This window comes from Microbacterium sp. bgisy203 (assembly GCF_057706945.1).
Map to the genome: position 1 here is coordinate 147,604 of NZ_JBYIPF010000005.1, position 21,867 is coordinate 169,470.

Below are 21,867 nucleotides of genomic sequence, written 5' to 3' on the forward strand. Positions count from 1 at the left end.
GTACCCGTCGTCGGCCCGGTGGTGCGGGAGTGAACTCCCACGCCCCACCAGATAACACCAGCCCCACCAGTCCTACGACGGAGTCACCGTGCGCGGTGCAGGAACCTGCGGCCGCGACGCGACCCCGCGACCGCTCACCCCATGGGGAACGCCTTGATCCGGACGAGGAGGTCCGGCCCGGTCCGCTCGAGGGTGCGCCCGCCCAGCAGCACGCCAGCGACGACCACCGCGACGCCCGTCAGGATGCCGACGGCGAGCGCGACCCAGGCGAGGGCCGCGTCGCCCGTGGTCAGCGAGATCGCCGCGACGACGAGAGCGGGCGCGGCGAGGACCGCGCTGACCCCGATCACGACGAAGACGAGCAGGCCGCTCACGAACGTCTGCCCGGGCACCGTCTTGAACGGGCTGTCGCCGGGAGCGGCGACGGGGGTCACGATGAGCGCCGACGAGACCGCCGTCACCCCGTACCCGACGAGCAGCAGCCCGAGCGACGCGCCGAGCACCGCCGGCAGCAGCCCGAGGCGGCCCGCGATCGCGAGGGTCACGACGGCGATGGCGACGACGAGCGGGATGCCGACGCCCGCGGCCCCCAGCACCCTCCCCCATCGGTCCTCCCACCCGCGGATGGGGCTCGCGAGGACGGAGGCGAACGCCGTGCCGTCGTAGGAGATGTCGGTGTAACCGACGAAGCACAGGACGAACGCGGCGAACAGCGCGGAGGCCATGAACATGAACCCGTCCACACCACCGGTGAACGCGAAGATCAGGGGGAACACCGGCGCGATGATGAGCTGCCGCAGGTAGCGGGGGTCGCGAAGCCACCCCGTCAGCGACCGCGCCCACGTGGCGCCGACGCCGCCCGTCGGCATGACCCCGAACAGCCCCAACGATCCGGCCCGCACGGTACGCGCCGTTCGTCGCGGCGGCGAGGACGCGGCGCGATCGAGCACGCGTCCCCACGCGAGCCAGAGCAGCGCGGGCGTCGCGAGAGCGATCACGAACTTCGCCGCGCCGGTCAGCCACGCTCCCGCCGCGAGGTCGCCGGGCACGGCCCAGGCCGCTCCGATCGGCGTCCACCCGAGCACGCTTCCTGCGAGGTGCAGCTGCCCGCCGAGATCCCCTGCCCCCGACACGACGGCGAGGATGCCGCTCAGCAGAGGCCCCGCGAACACGACGAGGAGGAGGACCACCGTGCCGACGATCTCACGCCCACGCCGGTTCCCCCCGAGCCCCGCCGACAGCGCGGTGCCGAGGCGCGAGGCGAGCACACACGTCACGACGGCGAGCGCCGCGCACGGCACCGCGGCGACGGCCGCGACCGGCCAGCGCACCCACAGGGCGACGGAGGCGAGCGCGGCGACCGATGTCGCGATGCCGGGGATGCCGGTGAGTCCCACCATCGTGAGGATCTGCATCACCTGGCGCCGAGTCAGGGGGAAGGTCGCGAGCTTCACGGCATCCACCGTGGCGTCCGTGCCGGCAACGAGCAGCGGACCGACGAGCCAGCCGACCAGCAGCGCGGACCCGCCGAGGATCGCGACCGTGCGGACCGTGGTGAGGTCGGCGAGCGCGCCCGCGCCGACCATCGCGGAGACGACGAGCCCCAGGATCGACAGCGCCCAGACGATGCCGAAGCAGAATCCGACGAGCTGCCACGGGCTCCGCGCGAGGGTGTTGCCGAGGATGCGGTACCGGAGCCTCAGGACTGTCGCAACCACGACGGCCCCTCCGAGGTGTGCCGGCCGCCGACGAGTTCGACGAACCGCTCCTGCAGCGACTGCGCACCCCGCACCTGGTCGACCGTGCCGGCGGCGAGCACGCGGCCCGCGGCGATGATCGCGACGTGGTCGCACATGCGCTGGACGAGGTCCATGGAGTGGCTCGAGACGATGACGGTGCCTCCGGATGCCGTGTACGAACGGAGGACGTCCTCGATGTTGGCCGCCGACACCGGGTCGACGGACTCGAACGGCTCGTCGAGGACGAGCAGACGCGGCGCGTTGACGAGAGCACACGCCAGGGCGATCTTCTTCGTCATCCCCGCCGAGTAGTCCGCGACGATGACGCCCGCGGCACCCCGCAGGTCCATGACGTCGAGGAGATCGGCGACGCGCGTCGGGATCTCCTCGCGCGGCACCGAGAACATCATCGCCGTGTACGTGAGGAGCTGCTCGCCGGTCAGCCGGTCGAACAGGCGCACCCCGTCGGCGAGATTCCCGATCATCGCCTTGGCGCGCGGCGGGTCGGCCCAGACGTCCACTCCGTGCACCCACGCCGTCCCGGCATCCGGTCGCAGGAGCCCCGTCGCCATCGAGAGCGTCGTCGTCTTGCCGGCGCCGTTGGGGCCGACGAGGCCGTAAAACGACCCGGGCGGCACCAGCAGGTCGACGCCGGCGACGGCGAGCGTGTCGCCGAATCGCTTGACGAGGCCCGTCAGGGCAAGGGCGGGCGGGAGCGCCTGCGCGTGCGTGGAAACGGGAGGGGCGACGGCGGGCGGAAGCGGTGTCTCGGTCATCCTTCGCGAGCCTACCGAGCGCCCCGCCGCCGGAACAGGGCCGGGTCGCCCCGGCGATGTCCGCGGCGGATGCCAGGCTGAACCCATGCTGCGCACACTCGCCGTCGCGGGGTACCGGTCGCTACGTGACGTGATCGTCCCCCTCGGCCCCCTCACCGTCATCACCGGTCCCAACGGATCGGGCAAATCGAACCTGTACCGCGCGCTGCGCCTTCTGGCGCAGACCGCCAACGGGCGCGCCGTGGGGGCGCTGGCCCGCGAGGGCGGTCTGCCGTCGGTGCTGTGGGCGGGGCCGGAGAACGGCGGCGACCAGGGCACGATCCGGAAGAAGCCGATTGCCGTGCAGCTGGGATTCTCGTCGGACGAACTCGGCTACCTGATCGATCTCGGCATCCCGCAGACCGATTCCGCCTCACCGGGGCTGTTCTCCCGCGACCCGGAGATCAAGCGGGAGCAGGTGTTCGCCGGCGCGGTGGCGAAACCGGCGACCCTATTGATCGATCGACTGCGCCAGCGAACTCGCGTCCGCGACGCCGGGTGGGTCACCCTCGATCAGCAACTCGCCTCGTACGAGAGCATCATCACCGACCTCGCCGACGGCGACACCGGACCCGAACTCCTGGCCCTGCGTCGCATGATGGGCGGGTGGCGCTTCTACGACCACTTCCGGGTCGATCAGGACTCTCCCGCGCGCCGGCCGCAGGTCGGCACCCGGACGCCGACCCTGTCGCACGACGGCGCGAGCCTGGCCGCGACGTGGGCGACGATCGTCGACGCGGGCTTCGGCGCCGATCTCGACCGGGCGGTGCATGAGGCGTTCCCCGGTTCACAGGCGACCGTGGCCGCTCAGGACGGCGTCTTCCGGCTGACCCTGCGGCAGCGCGGTCTCCTGCGCCCGCTGGATGCCGGAGAGCTCTCCGACGGAACCCTGCGCTACCTGCTGCTGTGCGCCGCGCTCCTGCCGGCGAGGCCGGGGCCCCTCCTCGTCCTCAACGAGCCGGAGGCGAGCCTGCACGAGTCGCTCCTCGGCCCCCTCGCCCGCCTCATCGAACGCGCCGCCGCACGCACCCAGGTGCTCGTCGTCTCGCACGCGGCGGGCCTGGTCGAGGCGCTCCCCGACCCCGCGCGGGTGGAGCTGCGCCGAGGCTCCGGCGGCACCGAGGTCGCCGGTCAGGGCTTCATGGACGTCCCGGCGTGGAACTGGGGCTCGCGCTGAGGCATCCCCTCGCGCCCGGCGTGGGCAATCGTCGCGCAGATCGCGCCCTCGCGCCCGAGCGCCCGATCGTCGGCGCACATCGCGCTCACGCGGGGAATTGTCGGCTCACATCGTCGTCATCCCGCGCGGAAGCGACGATTCGCGCCGACGATTCTCCCGGCCAGCGGCCGGCGGGCCGCGCTCCCGGCGCTACTCGCGGATCGTCGCGGCGTACCGCTCCGACGCCACGGCCACGCCCGCAAGCTTCGCCTCGGTCGCCTCGGCGGCCGTGAGCGTGCGGTCGGGTGCCCGGAAGCGCAGCGCGAACGTCAGGCTCTTGGTGCCCGGCTCGAGACCCTGGCCGCGATAGTCGTCGACGAGGCGGAGCGACTCCAGCAACTCCCCCGCACCGTCGGTGAGCGCTGCGGCGACATCACCGGCGACGACGTCCTCGCCGACGACGAGCGAGACGTCCTGCGTCGCGGCCGGGTATCCCGACAGCGAGGCGGCGACGTCGGGCTCGCCCGCAAGCGAGAGGATGCCGTCGAGTTCGAGCTCGGCGACGTACACGCGACCGGTCAGATCGGCGTCCGCCGACACCTGCGGCAGCACCTCGCCGACGTAGCCGACCTCGACGCCTCCCACCGTCAGCACGCCTGTGCGCCCCGGGTGGAGCGCGGCGCGCTGGCCCTGGGCGACGTCGATGCGGACGCCGGCGGCGCTCGCGATCGTCTGGACGGCCGCGAGCGCATCGGAGAGGTCGGCGAGCACGGGCGGATGCCCGGGCTGACGCGCCGTGACCGATCCGGTGAGGAGCACCGCGACGCGGCGGGGCTGCGGCGGGATCGCGGCGTTCAGCGCGGCGAGGGTCTCGTCGTCCGGGCGGACGGCGAGGGGCGGCACCTCGGCGGTGCCGTACTCGACGCCGGGCTCGGGGGTGAAGACGAGGCCGGTCTCGAAGAGCGCGAGATCGGTGAAGCCGCGCGAGAGGTTCCGGTGCGCGACCTGCAGCAGGCCCGGCACGAGCGAGCGGCGGAGGTACGGCGCCTGCCCGTCGAGCGGGTTCGCGAGCCGGATGCTCGGCGCCTGCTCGCCCGACGCCGACCCGTGCAGGTCGTTAGCGTCGGCGGTCGCGAACGGGAACGACGGCGTCTCGACGTAGCCCGCCGCGGCGAGCGCGTTCGCGACGCGGCGGCGGCCCTTCTGCAGCGGCGTGAGACCGCGACCGGAGGGCGGCGTCGGCAGGATCGAGGGGATGCGATCGAGCCCGTGGATGCGGGCGACCTCTTCGGCGAGCGTCCACTTGTCGGTCAGGTCGGGGCGCCAGGACGGCGGGATGACCTCCCAGCCCTCACCCCCGCCGCTGACATCGCCGGAGAGGTCCGACACCTCGCAGCCGATCATCTCGAGGGCGTCCGTGATCTCGGCATCCGTGTAGTCGACGCCGATGAGCTGCGGCACGAAGGCGCGCGGCAGCTCGACCGATGCGAGGAACACCTCGCCGTAGAGCGCGCCGCCGAACTCGGTGTCGAGGGTGCCTCCGGCGAGCTCCACCATGAGGTCCGCGACCCGGCGCGCGGCGACGAACGGGATGAGCGGATCGACGCCGCGCTCGAATCGGCGCGACGCCTCGGAGGGCAGCTTGTGCCGGCGGGCGGTGCGCGCGATCGACACGGTGTCGAAGTTCGCGGCCTCGATGAGCACGTTGCGCGTGGCATCCGTCATCTCCGTTGTGCCGCCGCCCATGACGCCGGCGAGGCCGATGGGGCCGGACTCGTCGGTGATGAGGAGGTCTTCGGCAGAGAGCGTCCGCTCCTTGCCGTCGAGGGTCGTAATCTTCTCGCCCTCGGCGGCGCGGCGCACCGTGATGCCGCCCTGCAGCCGGTCGAGGTCGTACCCGTGGATCGGGTTTCCGAGCTCGAGCATGACGTAGTTCGTGATGTCGATCAGGATGCCGAGCGAGCGGATGCCGGCGAGCGTCAGCCGCGCGATCATCCATGCCGGGGTCGGGCGCGACGGGTCGACGTCCCGCACCACCCGCGCGACGAACTCGCTCGCCCCGACGCGTCCGCGCAGGGGGTTCTGGTCGTCGACCGCGATCGCGAAGCCGGAGCCGGGCTGCACGTCGTCCCACAGATGCTCGGCCGGGTCGCGGAAGGCGGCCCCCGTCGCGTGGGCGTACTCGCGCGCGATGCCGCGGATCGACAGCGCGTAGCCGCGGTCGGGCGTCACGTTCACGTCGACCGCGACGTCGTCGAGGCCGAGGAGCGCGATCGCGTCGGTGCCCGGTCCCGGGTCGAGGCCGAGCTCCGACAGGCGCAGGATGCCGGAGTGCTCGTCGCCGAGACCCAGCTCGCGCGCCGAGGCGATCATGCCGTCGGAGACGTGCCCGTAGGTCTTCCGCGCCGAGATCGGGAAGGGGCCCGGGAGGACCGCGCCCGGGAGCGCGACGACGACCTTGTCGCCCTCGAAGAAGTTCGACGCGCCGCAGACGATGCCGCGCGGCTCCGCCTCGCCGACGTCGACCTGGCACCAGCGGATCGTCTTGCCGTTCTTCTGCGGCTCGGCCTCGAAGGAGAGCACCTGCCCGACGACGACGGGCCCGGTCACCTCGAAGGAGATCGCCTCCTCCTCTTCGAAGCCGACCGAGACGAGCGCCGCGAAGACGTCGTCCACCCCGGCATCCGCGGGGACGTCGACGTACTCACGCAGCCACGACAGAGGGACGCGCATCAGACCACCATTCCGAACTGCTCACTGAAGCGGACATCACCCTCGGCCATGTCGCGCATATCCTGCACCTCCGAGCGGAACATCAGGGTCCGCTCGATGCCCATGCCGAACGCGAACCCGGAGTAGACCTCGGGGTCGATGCCCGTGGCGCGCAGGACGTTGGGGTTCACCATGCCGCAGCCGCCCCACTCGATCCAGCGCGCCCCGCCCTTGAAGGTCGGGTGCCACAGGTCGAGCTCGGCGGAGGGTTCGGTGAAGGGGAAGAAGTTCGTGCGGAAGCGGGTCTTCGCCTCGGCGCCGAAGAGCACCTTCGCCGCGTGGTCGAGCGTGCCCTTGAGGTTCGCCATCGTGATGCCCTTGTCGATCACGAGGCCCTCGAACTGGGTGAAGGCGGGCAGGTGCGTCGCGTCGAACTCGTCGGTGCGGTAGACGCGGCCCGGGCACAGGACGTAGATCCCTCGTCCCTCCTCGGTCAGCGCAGCGCCGCGCTCGAGCATCGACCGCACCTGCACGGGGCTCGTGTGCGTCCGCATCACGAGGTGACGCGCGACGGGATCGACGAAGAACGTGTCCTGCATCTGGCGCGCCGGGTGGTCGACGTCGAAGTTGAGCGCGTCGAAGTTGAACCACTCGTGCTCGAGCTCGGGTCCCTCCGCGATCTCCCAGCCCATGCCGACGAACAGGTCGGCGATCTCCTCCTGCAGGAGCGAGATGGGATGCCGTGCGCCCGCGCGCACGCGCGGCGCGATCGCCGTGATGTCGACCCGCTCGGCCTCGAGCCGTGCGAAGCTCTCCGCTTCGACGAGGGCCGCCTCGCGCGTCGTGAACGCCTGGTTCACGCGGCCGCGCGCCTGACCGACGAGCTTGCCGAGCGCCGCCTTCTGGTCGTTCGGGACGTTCCGCAGCTGCGCGTTCAGCTGGGCGAGGGCGGATGCCTCACCGCTGTGGGCCGCGCGGGCCGCCTTGAGCTCCGCCGTGGACGAGGCCGCGTCGATCGCCGCGAGGGCGCCGTCGACAGCGGCATCCACCGCTTCTTGCGTGATGAGAGGTGCGTCGGACACAAGAAGCGAGTCTACCGGCGGGGCGCGGGCGTGCCCGTCGTCCTCCTCAGATCAGGACCGGCGGGCAGGAGCCGCGCGGTCAGGAGTCGTCGCGGCGCGGCAGCCGTGCGAAGCCGCCGCCCTCGGCGCCCGTCGCCCGGTCGGTCGCAGCCTGCAGACCGATGAGCTGGGTGTCCGTGACGTCGCCGACCGGGTGGTGCATGGCATCCACCGGACGCAGCGCCTTCTCCTGGCGGACAAGCCGCTTCTGGAAGAGGTACGCGACGTACGAGAGCGCGAGACAGAGGACGACGTAGATCGATCCCCCGACCATCGCCGCGGGAATGAGCGGCGAACCGTAGACCGCGTTGGAACCGAGGAGCTTCACGAGGTACAGCAGCTCCTGGTACGTGATGATGAAGCCGAGCGCCGTGTCCTTCAGCGTGACGACGAGCTGGGCGACGATGACCGGCATCATCGCACGGATCGCCTGCGGAAGCAGGACGAGACGCATGACGCCCGACTTCCGGAGGCCGATCGCGTACCCGGCCTCTTTCTGGCCGCGCGGCAGCGACTCGACGCCGGCGCGGATGACTTCGGCGAGCACGGAGCCGTTGTAGGCGATGAGAGCGATGACCACCGCCCAATAGGGGGTCATCCGGATGCCGATGACCGGCAGGCCGTAGTACAGCAGCATCATGAAGATGAGCACCGGAACCGCGCGCAGCACCTCGACGATCCAGCCGACGGGAACACGGATGAAAGCGTGGTCGGAGAGGCGACCGATTGCGAGGACGAATCCGAGGATCAGCGCGCCGACCGCCGCCGCGGCGAAGGCGGCGAGCGTGTTGAGCGTGGCCTCGAGGAAGAGGCCCCAGATCGAGCTGTAGGTGAACAGCTCCCACTTCTTCGCGGTGAACTGCCCGGTCTCGGCGAAGCGCCAGATCACCCAGGCGATACCGGCGAGCAGCAGGAGGACGGTGATGACACCGATGATGCGGTTGCGGACGATGGCCCGGGGACCGGGGACGTCGTACATGACGGAGCTCATCGCGCGACCCTCCACTTGTTCTCGAGAATGCGTTGAACCCACGCGAGCAGCAGCACCAGGACGACGAAGATGACCATGACCCACAGGAGCACGACCAGTTGGTTCTCGCCCTGCTCACTGAGCCACGAACGGATGGATCCGAGATTGAGGACCGAGAATCCGGCCGCGACGGTCGTGTTCTTCAGCAGGGCGATGAACACGCTCATCATCGGCGGGATGACCGATCGCGTCGCCTGCGGCAGGACCACGAGCGTCATGACCTGCCAGAACGTGAGGCCGAGCGCTCGAGCGGCCTCGGCTTGCCCGATCGGCACCGTGTTGATGCCCGAACGGAGCGTCTCGGCGACATAGGTCGCCGTGTAGACGCCGAGCGCGATGGTCGGGAGCACGATCGGGTCGATGCGCTCGCGCAGCAGGATCGGCACGCAGAACGCGAAGAAGAACATCACGAGGGTCAGCGGGGTGTTGCGGACCCAGTTGACATAGACGGCACCGACGGCGCGGGCGATCGGAATCGGAGACACGCGCATCGCACCGACGATGAGGCCCAGGACGAGCGCGATGAGGCCGCCGCCGAAGAAGAGGATCAGCGTGCCCGTGATCGCCTCACGCCAGAGATCGAGGTGATCGGTGATGACGCCCATCGGCTGGGTCTCCTCGCAGGAAGAAGGGGTGGTGGACAGGGAACCCGGGCGGCGGGGATACCGCCGCCCGGGTCACCGTGACGGCCCGAGGGCCGTCTGCAGGATCAGCCGACCGGGTCGACGTCCGGCTGCGTGGCCTTCACGCCGGAGGCGCCGAGGTTCTTGTCGAAGATGGCCTGCCAGATGTCGCCGCCGTCGGTGAACATCGTGTTGATGAACTCCTGCAGGGCGGTGTCACCCTTCGCGATGCCGACGCCGTAGCGCTCCTCGCTGAAGACGTCGCCGACGACCTTCAGCTCGTCGGGCGACTGCGCGGCGTAGCCGATGAGGATCGCCTCGTCGGTCGTGACGGCGTCGACCTGTCCGTTCTTCAGGTCTTCGACGCACGCGGAGTACGTGTCGTACTCCTTCGTCTCCGCCGGCGTTTCGTCCTTGATCCGCTGAATCGAGGTCGATCCCGTCGCCGAGCACACGATGTCCTCGGCGGTGAGCGAGTCCTTACCGGTGATGGTGTCGTTGTCCGCCGCGACGAGCAGGCCCTGGCCGGTGACGAAGTACGGGCCGGCGAAGGAGATCAGCTCCTTGCGCTTGTCGGTGATCGAGTAGGTGCCGACGTAGTAGTCGATGTCGCCGTTCACGATCGCCTGCTCGCGGTTCGCCGACGGGATGGCCGTGAACTCGATGTCTTCCTCGTCGTAGCCGAGCGATGCGGCGATCCAGCGGGCGACGTCGACGTCGAAGCCGGTACGCGTGTTCGTCGTCGGGTCGAGGTAGCCGAGACCGGGCTGGTCCTCCTTGACCCCGATCTTGACCTTGCCGGCGCTCTTGATCCGGTCGAAGGTGGGGCTGCCGTCGATGGAGACGTCGGTCGCGACGGTCCACGGGTTGCCCGCGGGTGCCTCGCTCGCGTCGCCCGAGGGCGAGGTCTCGGCGCCCGGCGTGCCGCTGTTGCACGCGGTGAGGGCGAGGGCGGCGATGGCAATGCCGGCGAAGGCGCCGGCGATCCGGGTCTTACGCATGTGATCCTCCAGGTTTCGTGTGTTTCTCTGTGATGCCGCGACGGTGCAGGACGCGGACGTGTGCGGGAGCGGTCAGTGCGTGATGAGCTTCGAGAGGAAGTCCTTCGCGCGGTCGCTCTGCGGATTCGTGAAGAACTCGTCGGGGGTGCTCTCCTCAACGATGCGGCCGTCGGCCATGAACACGACGCGGTCGGCGGCCTTACGCGCGAAGCCCATCTCGTGCGTCACGACGATCATCGTCATGCCGTCCTGAGCGAGCCCCACCATGACGTCGAGCACCTCGTTGATCATCTCGGGGTCCAGAGCGCTCGTCGGCTCGTCGAAGAGCATGACCTTGGGCTTCATCGCGAGCGCTCGGGCGATCGCGACGCGCTGCTGCTGACCGCCCGAGAGCTGGGCGGGGAGTTTGGACGCCTGCTGCGCCACACCGACGCGCTCGAGGAGGGTCTTCGCCTCGCGCTCGGCATCCGCCTTCTTCATCTTCTTCACCTTGATGGGCCCGAGGGTCACGTTCTCGAGGATCGTGAGGTGGGAGAAGAGGTTGAACGACTGGAAGACCATGCCGACATCGGCGCGGAGGTTGGCGAGCGCCTTGCCTTCCTTGGGGAGCTCCTTGCCGTCGATCGTGATCGTGCCCTCCGAGATGGTCTCGAGGCGGTTGATCGTGCGGCAGAGGGTCGACTTGCCCGATCCCGACGGCCCGATGACGACGACGACCTCGCCGCGGTTGACGGTGAGGTCGATGTCTTTGAGCGCATGGAAGTCGCCGTAGTACTTCTCCACGCCGTCGATCACGACGAGAGGATCGCCGCGGCGAACCGAGATGTTCGAGGTACGCGGAGCCGGATCGGGTGTCGCCATGGGGTCAGCCTAGGCGGAGCACCCGGCGCTCTCTCAACTTCTGCACAGGATCTTGACCGAGTCGTAACCCGGGTGGAACAATCGACCGCTCAGGCGGTCGCGCGCTGCGCGAAGGCCGTCTCGTACAGGCAGACGCTCGCCGCGGTGGCGAGGTTGAGCGACTCGGCCCGCCCGTAGATGGGCAGGCGCAGAGACAGGTCTGCGTGGCCTAGGGCGTCCTCGTCGAGGCCGCGGGCCTCGTTTCCGAAGAGCCAGGCGGTCGGCTCGGCGAGCAGGCTGCGCCGCGCGAGGAAGTCGTCTCCCCCGACGTCGGCGGCGATGACCCGCAGGCCCGCTTCGTGGGCCCGCGCGACGGTCGTGCCGAGCTCCGCGCCGACGGCGACCGGCACGTGGAAGAGCGACCCCGTCGTGGCGCGGACGACCTTGGGGTTGTAAGGGTCGACCGTCCGACCGGTGAGGATGACGGCATCCGCACCTGCCGCATCGGCGGCACGGATGATCGTGCCGAGGTTGCCGGGGTCGCGCACCTCCTCGCAGATGGCGATGAGGCGGGGGGATGCCGCGAACACGTCCTTGAGTGCCGTCGGCGATTGGCGGGCGACGGCGACGATGCCCTGCGGGGTGACGGTGTCGGCCATCGCGTCGAGGACGGCCTCGGTCGTGTATTCGACGTCGAGGCCCGCCTCGCGGGCGGCGTCGCGGATGCCGGGGTGCCGCTCCATCGCGGTCGGCGTCGCGAAGATCTCGACGAGGGTGTCGGGACGGTAGGCCAGCGCCTCGCGCGCGGCCTGCGGACCCTCCAAGAGGAACAGGCCGGTCTCCTGACGGGCCGAGCGCTTGGTCAGCTTGGCGACGGCGCGCACGCGCGGGGAGCGGGGGTTCTCGAGCACGGTCCCATCCTAGGGACGAGAGGGCCGCTCGTCGGGAGGCGTGGGCGCCGCGCCGAGCGGAGGCGCGGGTGCCGCGCCGAGCGGAGGCATCCCCTCGCCCCGCCTCTCTCTCGCGAATCACCGCCTGATTCGCGAATCACCGCCTGATTCGCGTGATTTCGGCGGTGATTCGGGAAGGCACGGGTGATTCGCGAGCCCAGACGGGGGCACGGGCGGGAGCGGAGCACGACTCACGACGAAGGGGCGCCCTCCGAGTGGAGGACGCCCCTTCGAGGTGCTGCGTGGTACTTACGCCTTGGGCGCGTTCACGTCGGCGGGAAGAGCCGCCTTCGCGGTCTGAACGAGCGACGCGAACGTCTTCGGCTCGTTCACGGCGAGCTCGGCGAGCATGCGACGGTCGACCTGCACGCCCGCGAGGCCGAGTCCCTGGATGAACCGGTTGTACGTGAGGCCGTTCTGGCGGCTCGCGGCGTTGATGCGCTGGATCCACAGGCGGCGGAAGTCGCCCTTGCGCTTGCGACGGTCGCGGTACGCGTAGACGAGTGAGTGGGTGACCTGCTCCTTCGCCTTGCGGTACAGGCGCGAACGCTGACCCCGGTAACCGGAGGCGCGCTCGAGGATGACGCGACGCTTCTTCTGGGCGTTGACGGCCCGCTTGACTCTAGCCATTTCTTGTCTTTCCTAACGTGCGACGGCGTCAGATGCCGAGGAGCTTCTTGGCGACCTTGGCGTCACCCGGGGCGAGGATCTTGTCGGCCGACAGGCGACGGGTGCGCTTGGTGGGCTTGCCCTCGAAGTTGTGGCGGAGGTTCGCCTGCTGCTTCTTGATCTTCCCGCTTCCGGTGACCTTGAAGCGCTTCTTGGCGCCCGAGTGGGTCTTCTGCTTCGGCATGTCTCTATCCTTCGTTGTGGTTCCCGCGCGGCGGGAGTCTGTGGGGCCGGGGCGCCGCTTACTCGGCGACGGCCTCGGCGGCAGGGGCGGTCTCGGTCTCACCGGAGCCGGTTCGCGCCTGGCGCGCCGCCTCCTTGTTCGCAGCGCGCTGGGCGTTCTGCTCGGTCTTGACCTCGGACTTGTTCTTGTGCGGTGCGATCACCATGACCATGTTGCGGCCGTCGATCGTGGGGTTGGACTCCACGGTGCCGAACTCGGCGACATCCTCCGCGAACTTCTTGAGCAGGCGCACGCCCTGCTCGGGGCGGGACTGCTCGCGACCGCGGAAGAGGATCATGGCCTTGACCTTGTCGCCCGCCTGCAGGAAGCCTTCGGCGCGCTTGAGCTTGGTCGTGTAGTCGTGCGCCTCGATCTTCAGGCGGAAGCGGACTTCCTTGAGGACCGTGTTGGCCTGGTTGCGTCGTGCTTCCTTGGCCTTCTGCGCCGCTTCGTACTTGAACTTCCCGTAGTCCATGATCTTGACCACGGGCGGCTTCGAGTTGGGGGCGACTTCGACCAGGTCGAGGTCTGCTTCCTGCGCGAGGCGCAGAGCGGCCTCGATGCGGACGACGCCGACCTGCTCACCGTTCGGCCCGACGAGGCGGACCTCGGGGACGCGGATGCGGTCGTTGGTGCGGGGATCGCTGATGCGGAACTCCTCTGTCGTACGGGTGGATGCCCCGGGCACGGGTGTGCCGCGGGCGGAAGCGCCTCTCATCCACCCCGCGCAGCTCGGTTCGCTGCGGGAAGTTCTGCACCCTGACCCATGCCCTGAACCCAGGTCGTGGCTACCCCGATGCCGGGGCGGAGTGCGGGACCCGGTAGCCTGGAGCGGCAAGCGCGGGTGGGATGTGATCCACTTTCGATCCGGAGCAGAACACTCCGGTGCGCGCCCAGTCTAGCAGAAAGCCCCCCGTGGACACGACCTCCTCCTCCCCCGCCCCCCGCGACGATGCCACGCACGACCCCGCGGCCCATGCTCAGGAGGCCGAACGCCTCGCCCGCTGGGAGGAGCAGGAGCGCGCGGCGGCCGCCGCCAGCCGCGACATCGCTGACGTGCCGGCCGTCGAGGTCATCACGACGGCGGCCGTCCACCTGATGAGCGCCGCGGCCGTCAAGGTCGGCCTCGCCGACGACCCGGAGACCCAGACCGACCTCGACGAGGCGCGGAAGCTCATCAACGCCCTCGCCGGCCTCATCACCGCCGGCGCCCCCGAGATCAGCGACATGCACGCTCGGTCGCTCCGCGACGGGCTGCGCTCGGTGCAGCTCGCGTTCCGCGAAGCATCCGTCATCCCCGATCCGATCGGCAAGGGACCCGGCGAGAAGTGGACCGGCCCGGTCACCTGAGTCCCCGGTCACCTGAGTCCCCGGTCACCTGAGTTCCCGGTCACCTGGCCGGCGACGCGACGCGCGGGACGGATCAGCCGCGCAGAAGCTTGACCGTCAGTGAGTCGACGAGCACCGCGATGCGGTCGTCGGCCGCCCAGCGCGCGGCGAGGCGCTGCAGGATCGCGTCGAGCTCGACCTGATCGAGTCCGTCGACGAGGTGGAGGCGCACGATGAGCTCCGGCCCGCGGAGCCGCCCCGATGGGTCGCCGTCGGTGACCGCGAGGTCGAGGACCCCGAGCTCTCCGCCGATCGACTCCTGCAGCCCCGCGTAGACCTCGGGTGAGCGCCAGGCCGGCTCCCACGGAAGTCCCTGGCCGATCGCCCAGACGGCAGGGCGGCGAAGGACGAACTCCGTGACGGATGCCGGATCCACGACGATCAGGTCGGTGTCGTCGGCGGCGGCCGACAGCGCCGTTCGCACTCCGTCTGCGGGGACGGGCCGCGCCTTCGGGTCCCATGCGGCGAGCGCCTGCACCGACGTGAACACCGGCAGGACGCGGCGTCCGTCGGGTGCGGCGACGGTGACGATCGACAGTTCCTGCGTCTTGTCGACGGCGAGCCCCGACGGGGCGACGCCGACGTCGCCCGCCTCGGCCACCAGCGGGATCAGCAGGCGTGCGGAACGATAGGCGTCGACGATCGCCGCGGCATCCCCGCTCCCTGCGCGGAAGGCCGTCAGCGCCGCGAGCAGGGCGGGGTCGGCCGACCCGTCGTCACCGGCGTGCGGGTTCGGCTCGAAGCTCCGCCCCTCCCAGGGGACGCCGGCGGAGTCGGCGGGATGGTCAGCCTGCGGCGACATCCAGCGCCTCGGCGAGGGTGAACGCCCCCGCGTACAGGGCCTTGCCGACGATCGCGCCTTCGACGCCCAGCGGCACGAGCTCGCGCAGCGCCGCGATGTCGTCGAGGCTCGAGATGCCGCCCGATGCCACGACAGGACGGGTGGTGCGCGAAGTCACGTCGCGCAGAAGCTCGAGATTCGGGCCCTTGAGGGTGCCGTCCTTCGTGACGTCGGTGACGACGTAGCGGCTGCAGCCGGCGTCCTCGAGGCGATCGAGCACCTGCCACAGGTCACCGCCCTCGCGGGTCCACCCGCGCGCGGCGAGGGTCGTGCCGCGGACGTCGAGTCCGACGGCGATCGCCTCGCCGTAGCGGCTGATCACATCCGCCGCCCACTCGGGGTTCTCGAGCGCGGCGGTGCCGAGGTTGATGCGCGACGCGCCCGATTCGAGCGCCGCCTCGAGCGTCGCGTCGTCGCGAATGCCGCCCGAGAGCTCGACCTGCACGCCCTTGAGCTGCTTGATCACCTTGCGGATGACACCCGTGTTGGTGCCGCGACCGAAGGCGGCGTCGAGGTCGACGAGGTGGACCCACTGCGCGCCCTGATGCGCCCAGGCGAGCGCCGCGTCGACCGGGTCGCCATAGCTCGTCTCAGAGCCGGCCTCGCCCTGCGTGAGACGCACGGCCTTGCCGTCGGCGACGTCCACGGCCGGCAGGAGGATCAGTTCAGGGGTCGACGCGAAATCGTTCATGGCTCCAGAAAGGGGTGGTGGGTGCGCGCAGGCCCGAGCGGGCGGGGCACAAACAGAGAGACTACCCGGGCGACGCGGTCACGCGGAGCCGGGGAGGGAGGAGACCCAGTTGCGGAGGAGTCGGATGCCTGCCGCCCCGCTCTTCTCGGGGTGGAACTGCGTCGCCGACAGCGGACCGTTCTCGACGGCGGCGATGAACGGCGTGCCGTAGTCGCACCACGTCACGCTCGGCGCGCGGAACTGCGGCATCGCGTCGAGCGTCCAGTGCTGCGCGCCGTACGAGTGGACGAAGTAGAAGCGCTCGTCCGCGATGCCGTCGAAGAGGACCGATCCCTCGCCGACGCGCACGGTGTTCCAGCCCATGTGCGGCAGCACGGGCGCATCGAGTTCGGTGACCGCGCCCGGCCATTCGCCGAGGCCGTCGGTCTCGACGCCGCGCTCGACGCCGTGCTCGAACAGCACCTGCATGCCGACGCAGATGCCGAGCACGGGACGACCTCCTGCGAGCCGTCGCCCGATGAGCTCGTCACCGCGGCTCGCTTGGAGCGCCGACATCACGGCGCTGAAGGCCCCGACCCCCGGCACGACGAGCCCCGCCGCCTCGGTGATGAGGCCGCGGTCGGAGGTGAGCCGGGCGTCGGCGCCGGCGGCGGCGAGGGCCTTGACCGCGGAGTGGACGTTGCCGGAGCCGTAGTCGAGGACGGCGACGAGGGGTCGGCCTTCGTCGACCTCCCCGCCGCGTGGCGCCCCGGCGTCGGTCACAGGGCGCCCTTCGTGCTGGGGATGCCGCGCACCTGCGGGTCGAGCGCCTTCGCCTGACGGAACGCGCGCGCGAACGCCTTGTACTCCGCTTCGGCGATGTGGTGCGGGTCGCGACCCGCGAGGACGGTCACGTGGACGGTGAGCCCCGCGTTGAACGCGATCGCCTCGAACGTGTGTCGGACGAGCGAACCCGTGAAGTGGCCGCCGATGAGGTGGTACTCGAACCCGGCGGGTTCTCCGGTGTGCACGAGATAGGGCCGCCCGCTGATGTCGACGACGGCCTGCGCGAGCGCTTCGTCGAGCGGGACGAGGGCGTCGCCGTAGCGCGAGATACCCGACTTGTCGCCGAGCGCCTGTCGGATCGCCTGGCCGAGGACGATGGAGACGTCTTCGACGGTGTGGTGCGCGTCGATGTCGGTGTCGCCCGACGCGCGCACGGTGAGGTCGGTGAGCGAGTGCTTCGCGAACGCGGTCAGCAGGTGGTCGAAGAACGGCACGGTCGTGTCGATCGTGCTCTGTCCGGTGCCGTCGAGGTCGAGGGAGAGCTCGACGGTCGACTCGCTCGTCGCGCGACGGATCTCGGCCGTGCGGGGCGCGGGGGTGCTCATGGTGCCGAGTCTAGCGAGGGCGGATCAGCCGCGTTCCTCCGTGACGCCGTGCGCGCCGCCGGGGCCGAGCGACGCCAGAGCGTCGAGGAACGCGGTCGATTCCGCCTCGGTGCCGGCCGTGACCCGGAGGCTCCGCGGGAGCCCGATGTCGCGGATGAGCACGCCCTGCTCGTAGAGCGCCTGCCACGTCGCAGCAGGGTCGTCGACGTCGGAGAAGAGGACGAAGTTCGTCCAGCTCTCGTAGGGGTGGTAGCCGAGCGCGTCGAGCGTCGCGGAGATGCGGTCGCGCTGCCCGACGATCTCGTCGACCATCGCGAGCATCTCGGGGGCGTGCCGGAGTGCCGCCGTGGCGGCCGCCTGGGTGAGGGCGCTCAGGTGATAGGGCAGGCGTACGAGGCGCAGCGCGTCGATGAGCGCGGGGTCGGCGGCGAGGTAGCCGACGCGAGCGCCGGCGAAGGCGAACGCCTTGCTCATGGTGCGGGAGACGACGAGCCGCTCGCGGCCGGGAAGGAGCGTGAGCGCCGACCGCGAGTCGCGCGGCGCGAACTCCTGGTACGCCTCGTCGACGATGACGATGCCGTCGGTCGCGTCGTAGACCGCCTCGATGACGTCGACGCCGAGGGGTGTGCCCGTGGGGTTGTTCGGCGCGCAGAGGAAGGTGACGTCGGGCGCGGCATCCGCGATCTGCTCGGCGGCGGACTCCGCGGAGAGCGTGTAGTCGACCCCGCGCGTCCCGGAGACGTACTCGGCCCCGGTGCCCCGTGTCAGCAACGGGTACATCGAGTAGGTCGGCGCGAAACCGAACGCCGTGCGCCCCGGCCCGCCGAAGGCCTGGAGCAGGTGTTGCAGAACCTCGTTCGAGCCGTTGCCCGCCCAGATATGGTCGGCGGTGAGGCCGTGACCCAGATAGTCCGCGAAACCCTCGCGCAGCGCGGTGAACTCGCGGTCGGGGTAGCGGTTGACCTCGCGCAAGGCGTGGGCGACGGAGTCGAGGATGTCGTCGGCGACCTCTTCGGGCACCGGGTGCGTGTTCTCGTTGACGTTGAGAGCGACCGGAAGCGGAGCCTGCGGTGCGCCGTAGGGCATCTGGCCGCGCAGGTCGGAGCGAAGAGGGAGGTCGTCGAGACTGGCACTCACGGCATCCATCGTAGGGGCGCTCAGCGGTGCGGGGACGGCGAACAGGATCGCGCTGACACCCGCCGAGCGTCGAGATCAGCGCGCTTCGGCGTATTCGGTGGGGATCGCGAGGCTCTGACCGGCGGCGAGTTCTCCGGAGGACAGGGCGTTGAGACGAGCGATGTCATCCACGACGTCGCGCGTGTCGGCGGCGGGCGCGACCTCTTCGGCGATCGACCACAGGGTGTCGCCGGGCATGACGGTGACGTACTGGAACGTCCCCGCCGCAGCTCCCTGTTCGCCGGAGGCGAGCGCTCCGCCACCGGACAGGATCGCGATCGTCACGGCGATGACCGCGGGAAGGGCGGCGATTGCAGCGATGACACGGCGGCCACGCACCGTGAGGCGCAGGCGCGTGGTGGGGTGCGGGCGCGTGGTGGGGTGCGCGCGCGTGGTGGGGTGCGGCTGGGTCGTGGCCAGCGGGTCGAAAGCCGTGCGGGGGTGGATCTCGATCGTGCTCATGGGGTCCTCCTCGAGGTGGGACTCGGATCTGGAGCGTCGGATGTCGGAATCTTCGCTCGCGATCTCCGGCCGGGGAGATCAGGAGCGAACTTCCATTCCGAAGCTATCTTCGATACAGTGTTCTTGTCAACCGATGAATCGGTCGGAATCGGATCGAACGCGACACGCGATCGCTTCCCGGCCCCGACCGTCGGAACCGGATACGGTTTCGACAACAGGACCCCATCACCAACCTCGGACATTCGAAGACGAGCACCGAGGCGGACGACACACAAGTGCCATACGAACGGGAAGTGAAGGAGAAGGATCCATGGAGAAGCCGCAGACGCGTCGGCGTAAGAGCCTGAGCGAGAAGCAGCTGGCGATCCTCGAGGTGATCCAGCGGTCGATCGCGCGCTACGGCTACCCGCCGAGCATGCGCGAGATCGGCGACGCCGTCGGGCTCAAGTCGCTGTCGAGTGTGACCCACCAGCTCAATCAGCTCGAACTGAGCGGCTACCTCCGGCGCGATGCGGGCAAGACGCGCGCGATGGAGGTCCTCATCGATCTGCCGGGCGCGGCGACCGAGAACCCCGCCGACGAGGCGCCGAGCGTCGGCGATGCCGCGCTCGTGCCGCTCGTGGGCCGCATCGCGGCGGGCGTGCCCATCACCGCCGATCAGCAGGTGGAGGAGATCTTCCCGCTCCCCCGCCAGCTCGTCGGCAAGGGCGACCTGTTCATGCTGAAGGTGAGCGGCGAGTCGATGATCGACGCCGCGATCTGCGACGGCGACTGGGTCGTCGTGCGCACCCAGTCGACCGCGAACAACGGCGACATCGTCGCGGCGATGCTCGACGGCGAGGCGACCGTCAAGACGTTCCGCCAGCGCGACGGCCACACGTGGCTGCTGCCGCGCAACTCCGCGTTCGAGCCGATCGTCGGCGACAACGCCACGGTGCTCGGCAAGGTCGTCGCCGTTCTCCGCGCCGTCTGAGACCCGCACGACCCGCCGCCGCGTGCGTGGCAACGGGTACCGTGAGGGCATGGTCACCGTCTCCACCCCCGGCTCCTGGCCCTCACCGCTGTCGGCCGAATGGGCATCCGCCGCCTCACCGCGCTTCGAGGGCGCCGCGTTCGTCGGCGACGAGGTGTGGTGGGGCGAGTCCCTCCCCGCCGAGGGAGGGCGCACCACCGTCCGTCGCCGCACCGCCGCAGGCGACACGGAGACCGTCCTGCCCGCGCCCTGGAACGCACGCTCGAGCGTGCACGAGTACGGCGGCGGCGCGTGGGCGGCGACGGGTGCCGGAGCACTGGCATTCGTCGAGAAGAGCGACCAGCGCGTGTGGCTCCTCACGCCCGGAGCCGAGCCTCGCCCGCTCACCCCGGAGGACCCCGCCACCCGCTACGGAGGGCTCCGCTTCTCGCACGGCGCGCTGCTCGCCGTCCGGGAGTGGCACGGCGACGGCGCCGCGGTTCGACGCGGCATCGTGCGGATCACCGTCGACGATTCGCCGCACGTCTTGCAGCTCGTCGCCGGAAGCGACTTCGTCGCCCAGCCCGCTCTCTCTCCCGACGGCTCGCGCCTGGCCTGGGTCGCGTGGAACCACCCGCACATGCCGTGGGACCGCACCGAGGTGCGCGTCGGCCGCCTCACAGACGATCGCGTCACCTCGTGGGCGTCGATGACCGACGGCACGACCGCGGCTCTCCAGCCGGAATGGCGTGGCGACGACGAGATCGTCTACCTCGACGAGCCGACGGGGCGCTGGAACATCTGGCACCGCGTCTCAGGGCCCGACGGCTTCGGCGAGCCGTCGCCCCTCGCCGAAGCGGACGCCGACACCGGCGGCCCGCTGTGGGCTCTCGGCTCGCGCTGGTACGCGCTGCTCCCCGACGGCCGCATCGCGGCGATCCGTACGCACGGCGCGGACGAGCTGGTGCTGATCGACGCCGACGGCACCGAGACGATCGTCGATCTGCCCGCGACGGCGCGACTGTCGATCGAGGATGCCGCAGGCGACGGCATCCTCGTCTCGGGCGCGGGCGTCGGCAGCACCGGGATCTGGCTCGTGGGCGCGGACGGCGCGGTCACGCAGGTCGCGGGGAGTTCCGGGGATGCCGAGTGGATGCCGGTGGGGCGCCCGGTCACCTTCGCCGGGCCGCACGGCGAGGTGCACGCCTTCGACTTCCCTCCGACGAATCCGGACGCGGCCGCGGCAGAGGGCGCCCTCCCGCCGTACGTCGTGTTCGTCCACGGCGGGCCGACCGCGCACGCCGGCGGCGTCGCCGACGCGAAGACCGCATTCTTCACCAGCCGCGGCATCGGCGTGCTCGACGTCAACTACGGCGGGTCGACGGGATACGGGCGCGCGTACCGCGAGCGGCTGCGCGGCCAGTGGGGAATCGTCGACGTCGACGACGTAGCCGCCGCGGCGCGCGGGCTCATCGACGCGGGCCTGGCCGACCCCGCACGCATCGCGATCGAGGGCGGATCGGCGGGCGGCTGGACGGTGCTCGGCGCGCTCGTCGGCACCGATGTCTTCTCGGTGGGCATCTCGCGGTACGGCGTCGGCGATGCACGCGCCCTCGCCGAAGACACCCACGACTTCGAGGCGCGCTACCTCGACGGGCTCATCGGCCCGCTCCCCGAGGCAGAGGCGCTGTACCGGGAGCGTTCGCCGCTCGGGCGCGCGAACGAGTTCCGCACCCCGACGCTCCTGCTGCAGGGGTCGGAGGATGCCGTCGTCCCGCCCGCCCAGTCGGAGGCGATCCGCGACGCCCTCGCCGCGCGCGGCGTGCCGCACGCCTACGTTCTCTACGAAGGCGAGGGCCACGGCTTCCGACGCCGCGAGACGATCGTCCACTCGCTCGAGTCGGAGCTCGCGTTCCTGGGCGCGGTGTTCGGCTTCGACACCCCCGGCATCCCGCCGATCGCCCTCGACTGACGCCGCGCATCGCCCCGCCCACCTTCGGAGATCACGCGTACTTCGGACCGATTCGCCCCCGGATCTCCGAAAAACGCAGGATCTCCGAAGAACGCAGAATCTCCGAAGAACCGCGACCCTCCGAGGAACGCAGGA

The 21,867-nt window shown here is 70.6% G+C and carries 22 protein-coding genes; 4 read left to right on the plus strand and 18 right to left on the minus strand.

Annotated features, from left to right (window positions below):
• Positions 1-134 precede the first annotated feature (134 nt).
• On the minus strand, positions 135-1,718 hold the full coding sequence (locus AC3ENQ_RS09835; protein ID WP_431804109.1) for a hypothetical protein: 1,584 nt from the start codon (positions 1,716-1,718) through the stop codon (positions 135-137).
• Entirely contained in the window at positions 1,700-2,515 is an 816-nt protein-coding gene (locus AC3ENQ_RS09840) for an ABC transporter ATP-binding protein (RefSeq protein ID WP_431804110.1), read from the minus strand. Before AC3ENQ_RS09840 ends, AC3ENQ_RS09835 begins: the two co-directional genes overlap by 19 nt.
• Before the next feature lie 85 nt (positions 2,516-2,600).
• Here AC3ENQ_RS09840 and AC3ENQ_RS09845 point away from each other — a divergent pair, with 85 nt between their 5' ends.
• Positions 2,601-3,731: an AAA family ATPase gene (locus AC3ENQ_RS09845; RefSeq protein WP_431804112.1), complete on the plus strand. Its 1,131-nt coding sequence runs from the start codon at positions 2,601-2,603 to the stop codon at positions 3,729-3,731.
• A gap of 189 nt (positions 3,732-3,920) precedes the next feature.
• On the opposite strand, the gene pheT is transcribed toward AC3ENQ_RS09845, so the two are convergent.
• The 10 genes from pheT to infC all read right to left on the minus strand — a co-directional run bounded on the left by pheT (position 3,921) and on the right by infC (position 13,597).
• A complete protein-coding gene (gene pheT / locus AC3ENQ_RS09850; RefSeq protein ID WP_431804114.1) occupies positions 3,921-6,443 on the minus strand; it encodes a phenylalanine--tRNA ligase subunit beta in 2,523 nt (840 codons plus the stop codon).
• Positions 6,443-7,504, minus strand: a complete 1,062-nt coding sequence (gene pheS, locus AC3ENQ_RS09855; RefSeq protein ID WP_431804116.1) for a phenylalanine--tRNA ligase subunit alpha — start codon at positions 7,502-7,504, stop codon at positions 6,443-6,445. The genes pheT and pheS overlap by 1 nt, the downstream gene beginning before the upstream one ends.
• Positions 7,505-7,583: 79 nt before the next feature.
• Complete coding sequence (locus AC3ENQ_RS09860) at positions 7,584-8,534, minus strand: amino acid ABC transporter permease (RefSeq protein ID WP_431804118.1); 951 nt, start codon at positions 8,532-8,534, stop codon at positions 7,584-7,586.
• Entirely contained in the window at positions 8,531-9,178 is a 648-nt protein-coding gene (locus AC3ENQ_RS09865; RefSeq protein ID WP_431804120.1) for an amino acid ABC transporter permease, read from the minus strand. The genes AC3ENQ_RS09860 and AC3ENQ_RS09865 overlap by 4 nt, the downstream gene beginning before the upstream one ends.
• A gap of 104 nt (positions 9,179-9,282) precedes the next feature.
• Positions 9,283-10,197, minus strand: a complete 915-nt coding sequence (locus AC3ENQ_RS09870; RefSeq protein WP_431804122.1) for a glutamate ABC transporter substrate-binding protein — start codon at positions 10,195-10,197, stop codon at positions 9,283-9,285.
• A gap of 72 nt (positions 10,198-10,269) precedes the next feature.
• Complete coding sequence (locus AC3ENQ_RS09875; protein ID WP_431804124.1) at positions 10,270-11,058, minus strand: amino acid ABC transporter ATP-binding protein; 789 nt, start codon at positions 11,056-11,058, stop codon at positions 10,270-10,272.
• Positions 11,059-11,147: 89 nt separating this feature from the next.
• A complete protein-coding gene (locus AC3ENQ_RS09880) occupies positions 11,148-11,948 on the minus strand; it encodes a TrmH family RNA methyltransferase (RefSeq protein ID WP_431804126.1) in 801 nt (266 codons plus the stop codon).
• 288 nt (positions 11,949-12,236) lie between these two features.
• Positions 12,237-12,617 (minus strand): 50S ribosomal protein L20, encoded by a 381-nt coding sequence (rplT, locus tag AC3ENQ_RS09885; protein WP_431804128.1) that lies wholly within the window; start codon positions 12,615-12,617, stop codon positions 12,237-12,239.
• A 28-nt stretch (positions 12,618-12,645) separates the two neighbouring features.
• Positions 12,646-12,840 (minus strand): 50S ribosomal protein L35, encoded by a 195-nt coding sequence (rpmI, locus tag AC3ENQ_RS09890; RefSeq protein WP_005048908.1) that lies wholly within the window; start codon positions 12,838-12,840, stop codon positions 12,646-12,648.
• 58 nt (positions 12,841-12,898) lie between these two features.
• Positions 12,899-13,597 (minus strand): translation initiation factor IF-3, encoded by a 699-nt coding sequence (gene infC, locus AC3ENQ_RS09895; protein WP_431804131.1) that lies wholly within the window; start codon positions 13,595-13,597, stop codon positions 12,899-12,901.
• A 197-nt stretch (positions 13,598-13,794) separates the two neighbouring features.
• On the opposite strand from infC, the gene AC3ENQ_RS09900 reads away from it, so the two are divergent.
• Positions 13,795-14,229 carry a DUF1844 domain-containing protein gene (locus AC3ENQ_RS09900; protein ID WP_431804133.1) on the plus strand — a complete coding sequence of 145 codons (435 nt, stop codon included), beginning with the start codon at positions 13,795-13,797 and terminating at the stop codon, positions 14,227-14,229.
• A 73-nt stretch (positions 14,230-14,302) separates the two neighbouring features.
• Here AC3ENQ_RS09900 and AC3ENQ_RS09905 read toward each other — a convergent pair whose 3' ends face one another.
• The 6 genes from AC3ENQ_RS09905 to AC3ENQ_RS09930 form a co-directional block, all read right to left on the minus strand.
• Positions 14,303-15,070, minus strand: coding sequence for an SseB family protein (locus AC3ENQ_RS09905; RefSeq protein ID WP_431804135.1), 768 nt, complete (start codon positions 15,068-15,070; stop codon positions 14,303-14,305).
• Positions 15,054-15,800, minus strand: a complete 747-nt coding sequence (priA, locus tag AC3ENQ_RS09910; RefSeq protein WP_431804137.1) for a bifunctional 1-(5-phosphoribosyl)-5-((5-phosphoribosylamino)methylideneamino)imidazole-4-carboxamide isomerase/phosphoribosylanthranilate isomerase PriA — start codon at positions 15,798-15,800, stop codon at positions 15,054-15,056. Before priA ends, AC3ENQ_RS09905 begins: the two co-directional genes overlap by 17 nt.
• Positions 15,801-15,878: 78 nt before the next feature.
• Positions 15,879-16,562: an imidazole glycerol phosphate synthase subunit HisH gene (hisH, locus tag AC3ENQ_RS09915; protein ID WP_431804139.1), complete on the minus strand. Its 684-nt coding sequence runs from the start codon at positions 16,560-16,562 to the stop codon at positions 15,879-15,881.
• Positions 16,559-17,170: an imidazoleglycerol-phosphate dehydratase HisB gene (gene hisB, locus AC3ENQ_RS09920; RefSeq protein WP_431804141.1), complete on the minus strand. Its 612-nt coding sequence runs from the start codon at positions 17,168-17,170 to the stop codon at positions 16,559-16,561. Before hisB ends, hisH begins: the two co-directional genes overlap by 4 nt.
• Before the next feature lie 24 nt (positions 17,171-17,194).
• On the minus strand, positions 17,195-18,316 hold the full coding sequence (locus AC3ENQ_RS09925) for a histidinol-phosphate transaminase (protein WP_431804143.1): 1,122 nt from the start codon (positions 18,314-18,316) through the stop codon (positions 17,195-17,197).
• A gap of 66 nt (positions 18,317-18,382) precedes the next feature.
• On the minus strand, positions 18,383-18,808 hold the full coding sequence (locus AC3ENQ_RS09930; protein ID WP_431804145.1) for a LysM peptidoglycan-binding domain-containing protein: 426 nt from the start codon (positions 18,806-18,808) through the stop codon (positions 18,383-18,385).
• 310 nt (positions 18,809-19,118) lie between these two features.
• Here AC3ENQ_RS09930 and lexA point away from each other — a divergent pair, with 310 nt between their 5' ends.
• A complete protein-coding gene (lexA, locus tag AC3ENQ_RS09935; RefSeq protein ID WP_431804146.1) occupies positions 19,119-19,781 on the plus strand; it encodes a transcriptional repressor LexA in 663 nt (220 codons plus the stop codon).
• A 49-nt stretch (positions 19,782-19,830) separates the two neighbouring features.
• Complete coding sequence (locus tag AC3ENQ_RS09940; RefSeq protein WP_431804148.1) at positions 19,831-21,732, plus strand: S9 family peptidase; 1,902 nt, start codon at positions 19,831-19,833, stop codon at positions 21,730-21,732.
• Positions 21,733-21,867: the final 135 nt, after the last annotated feature.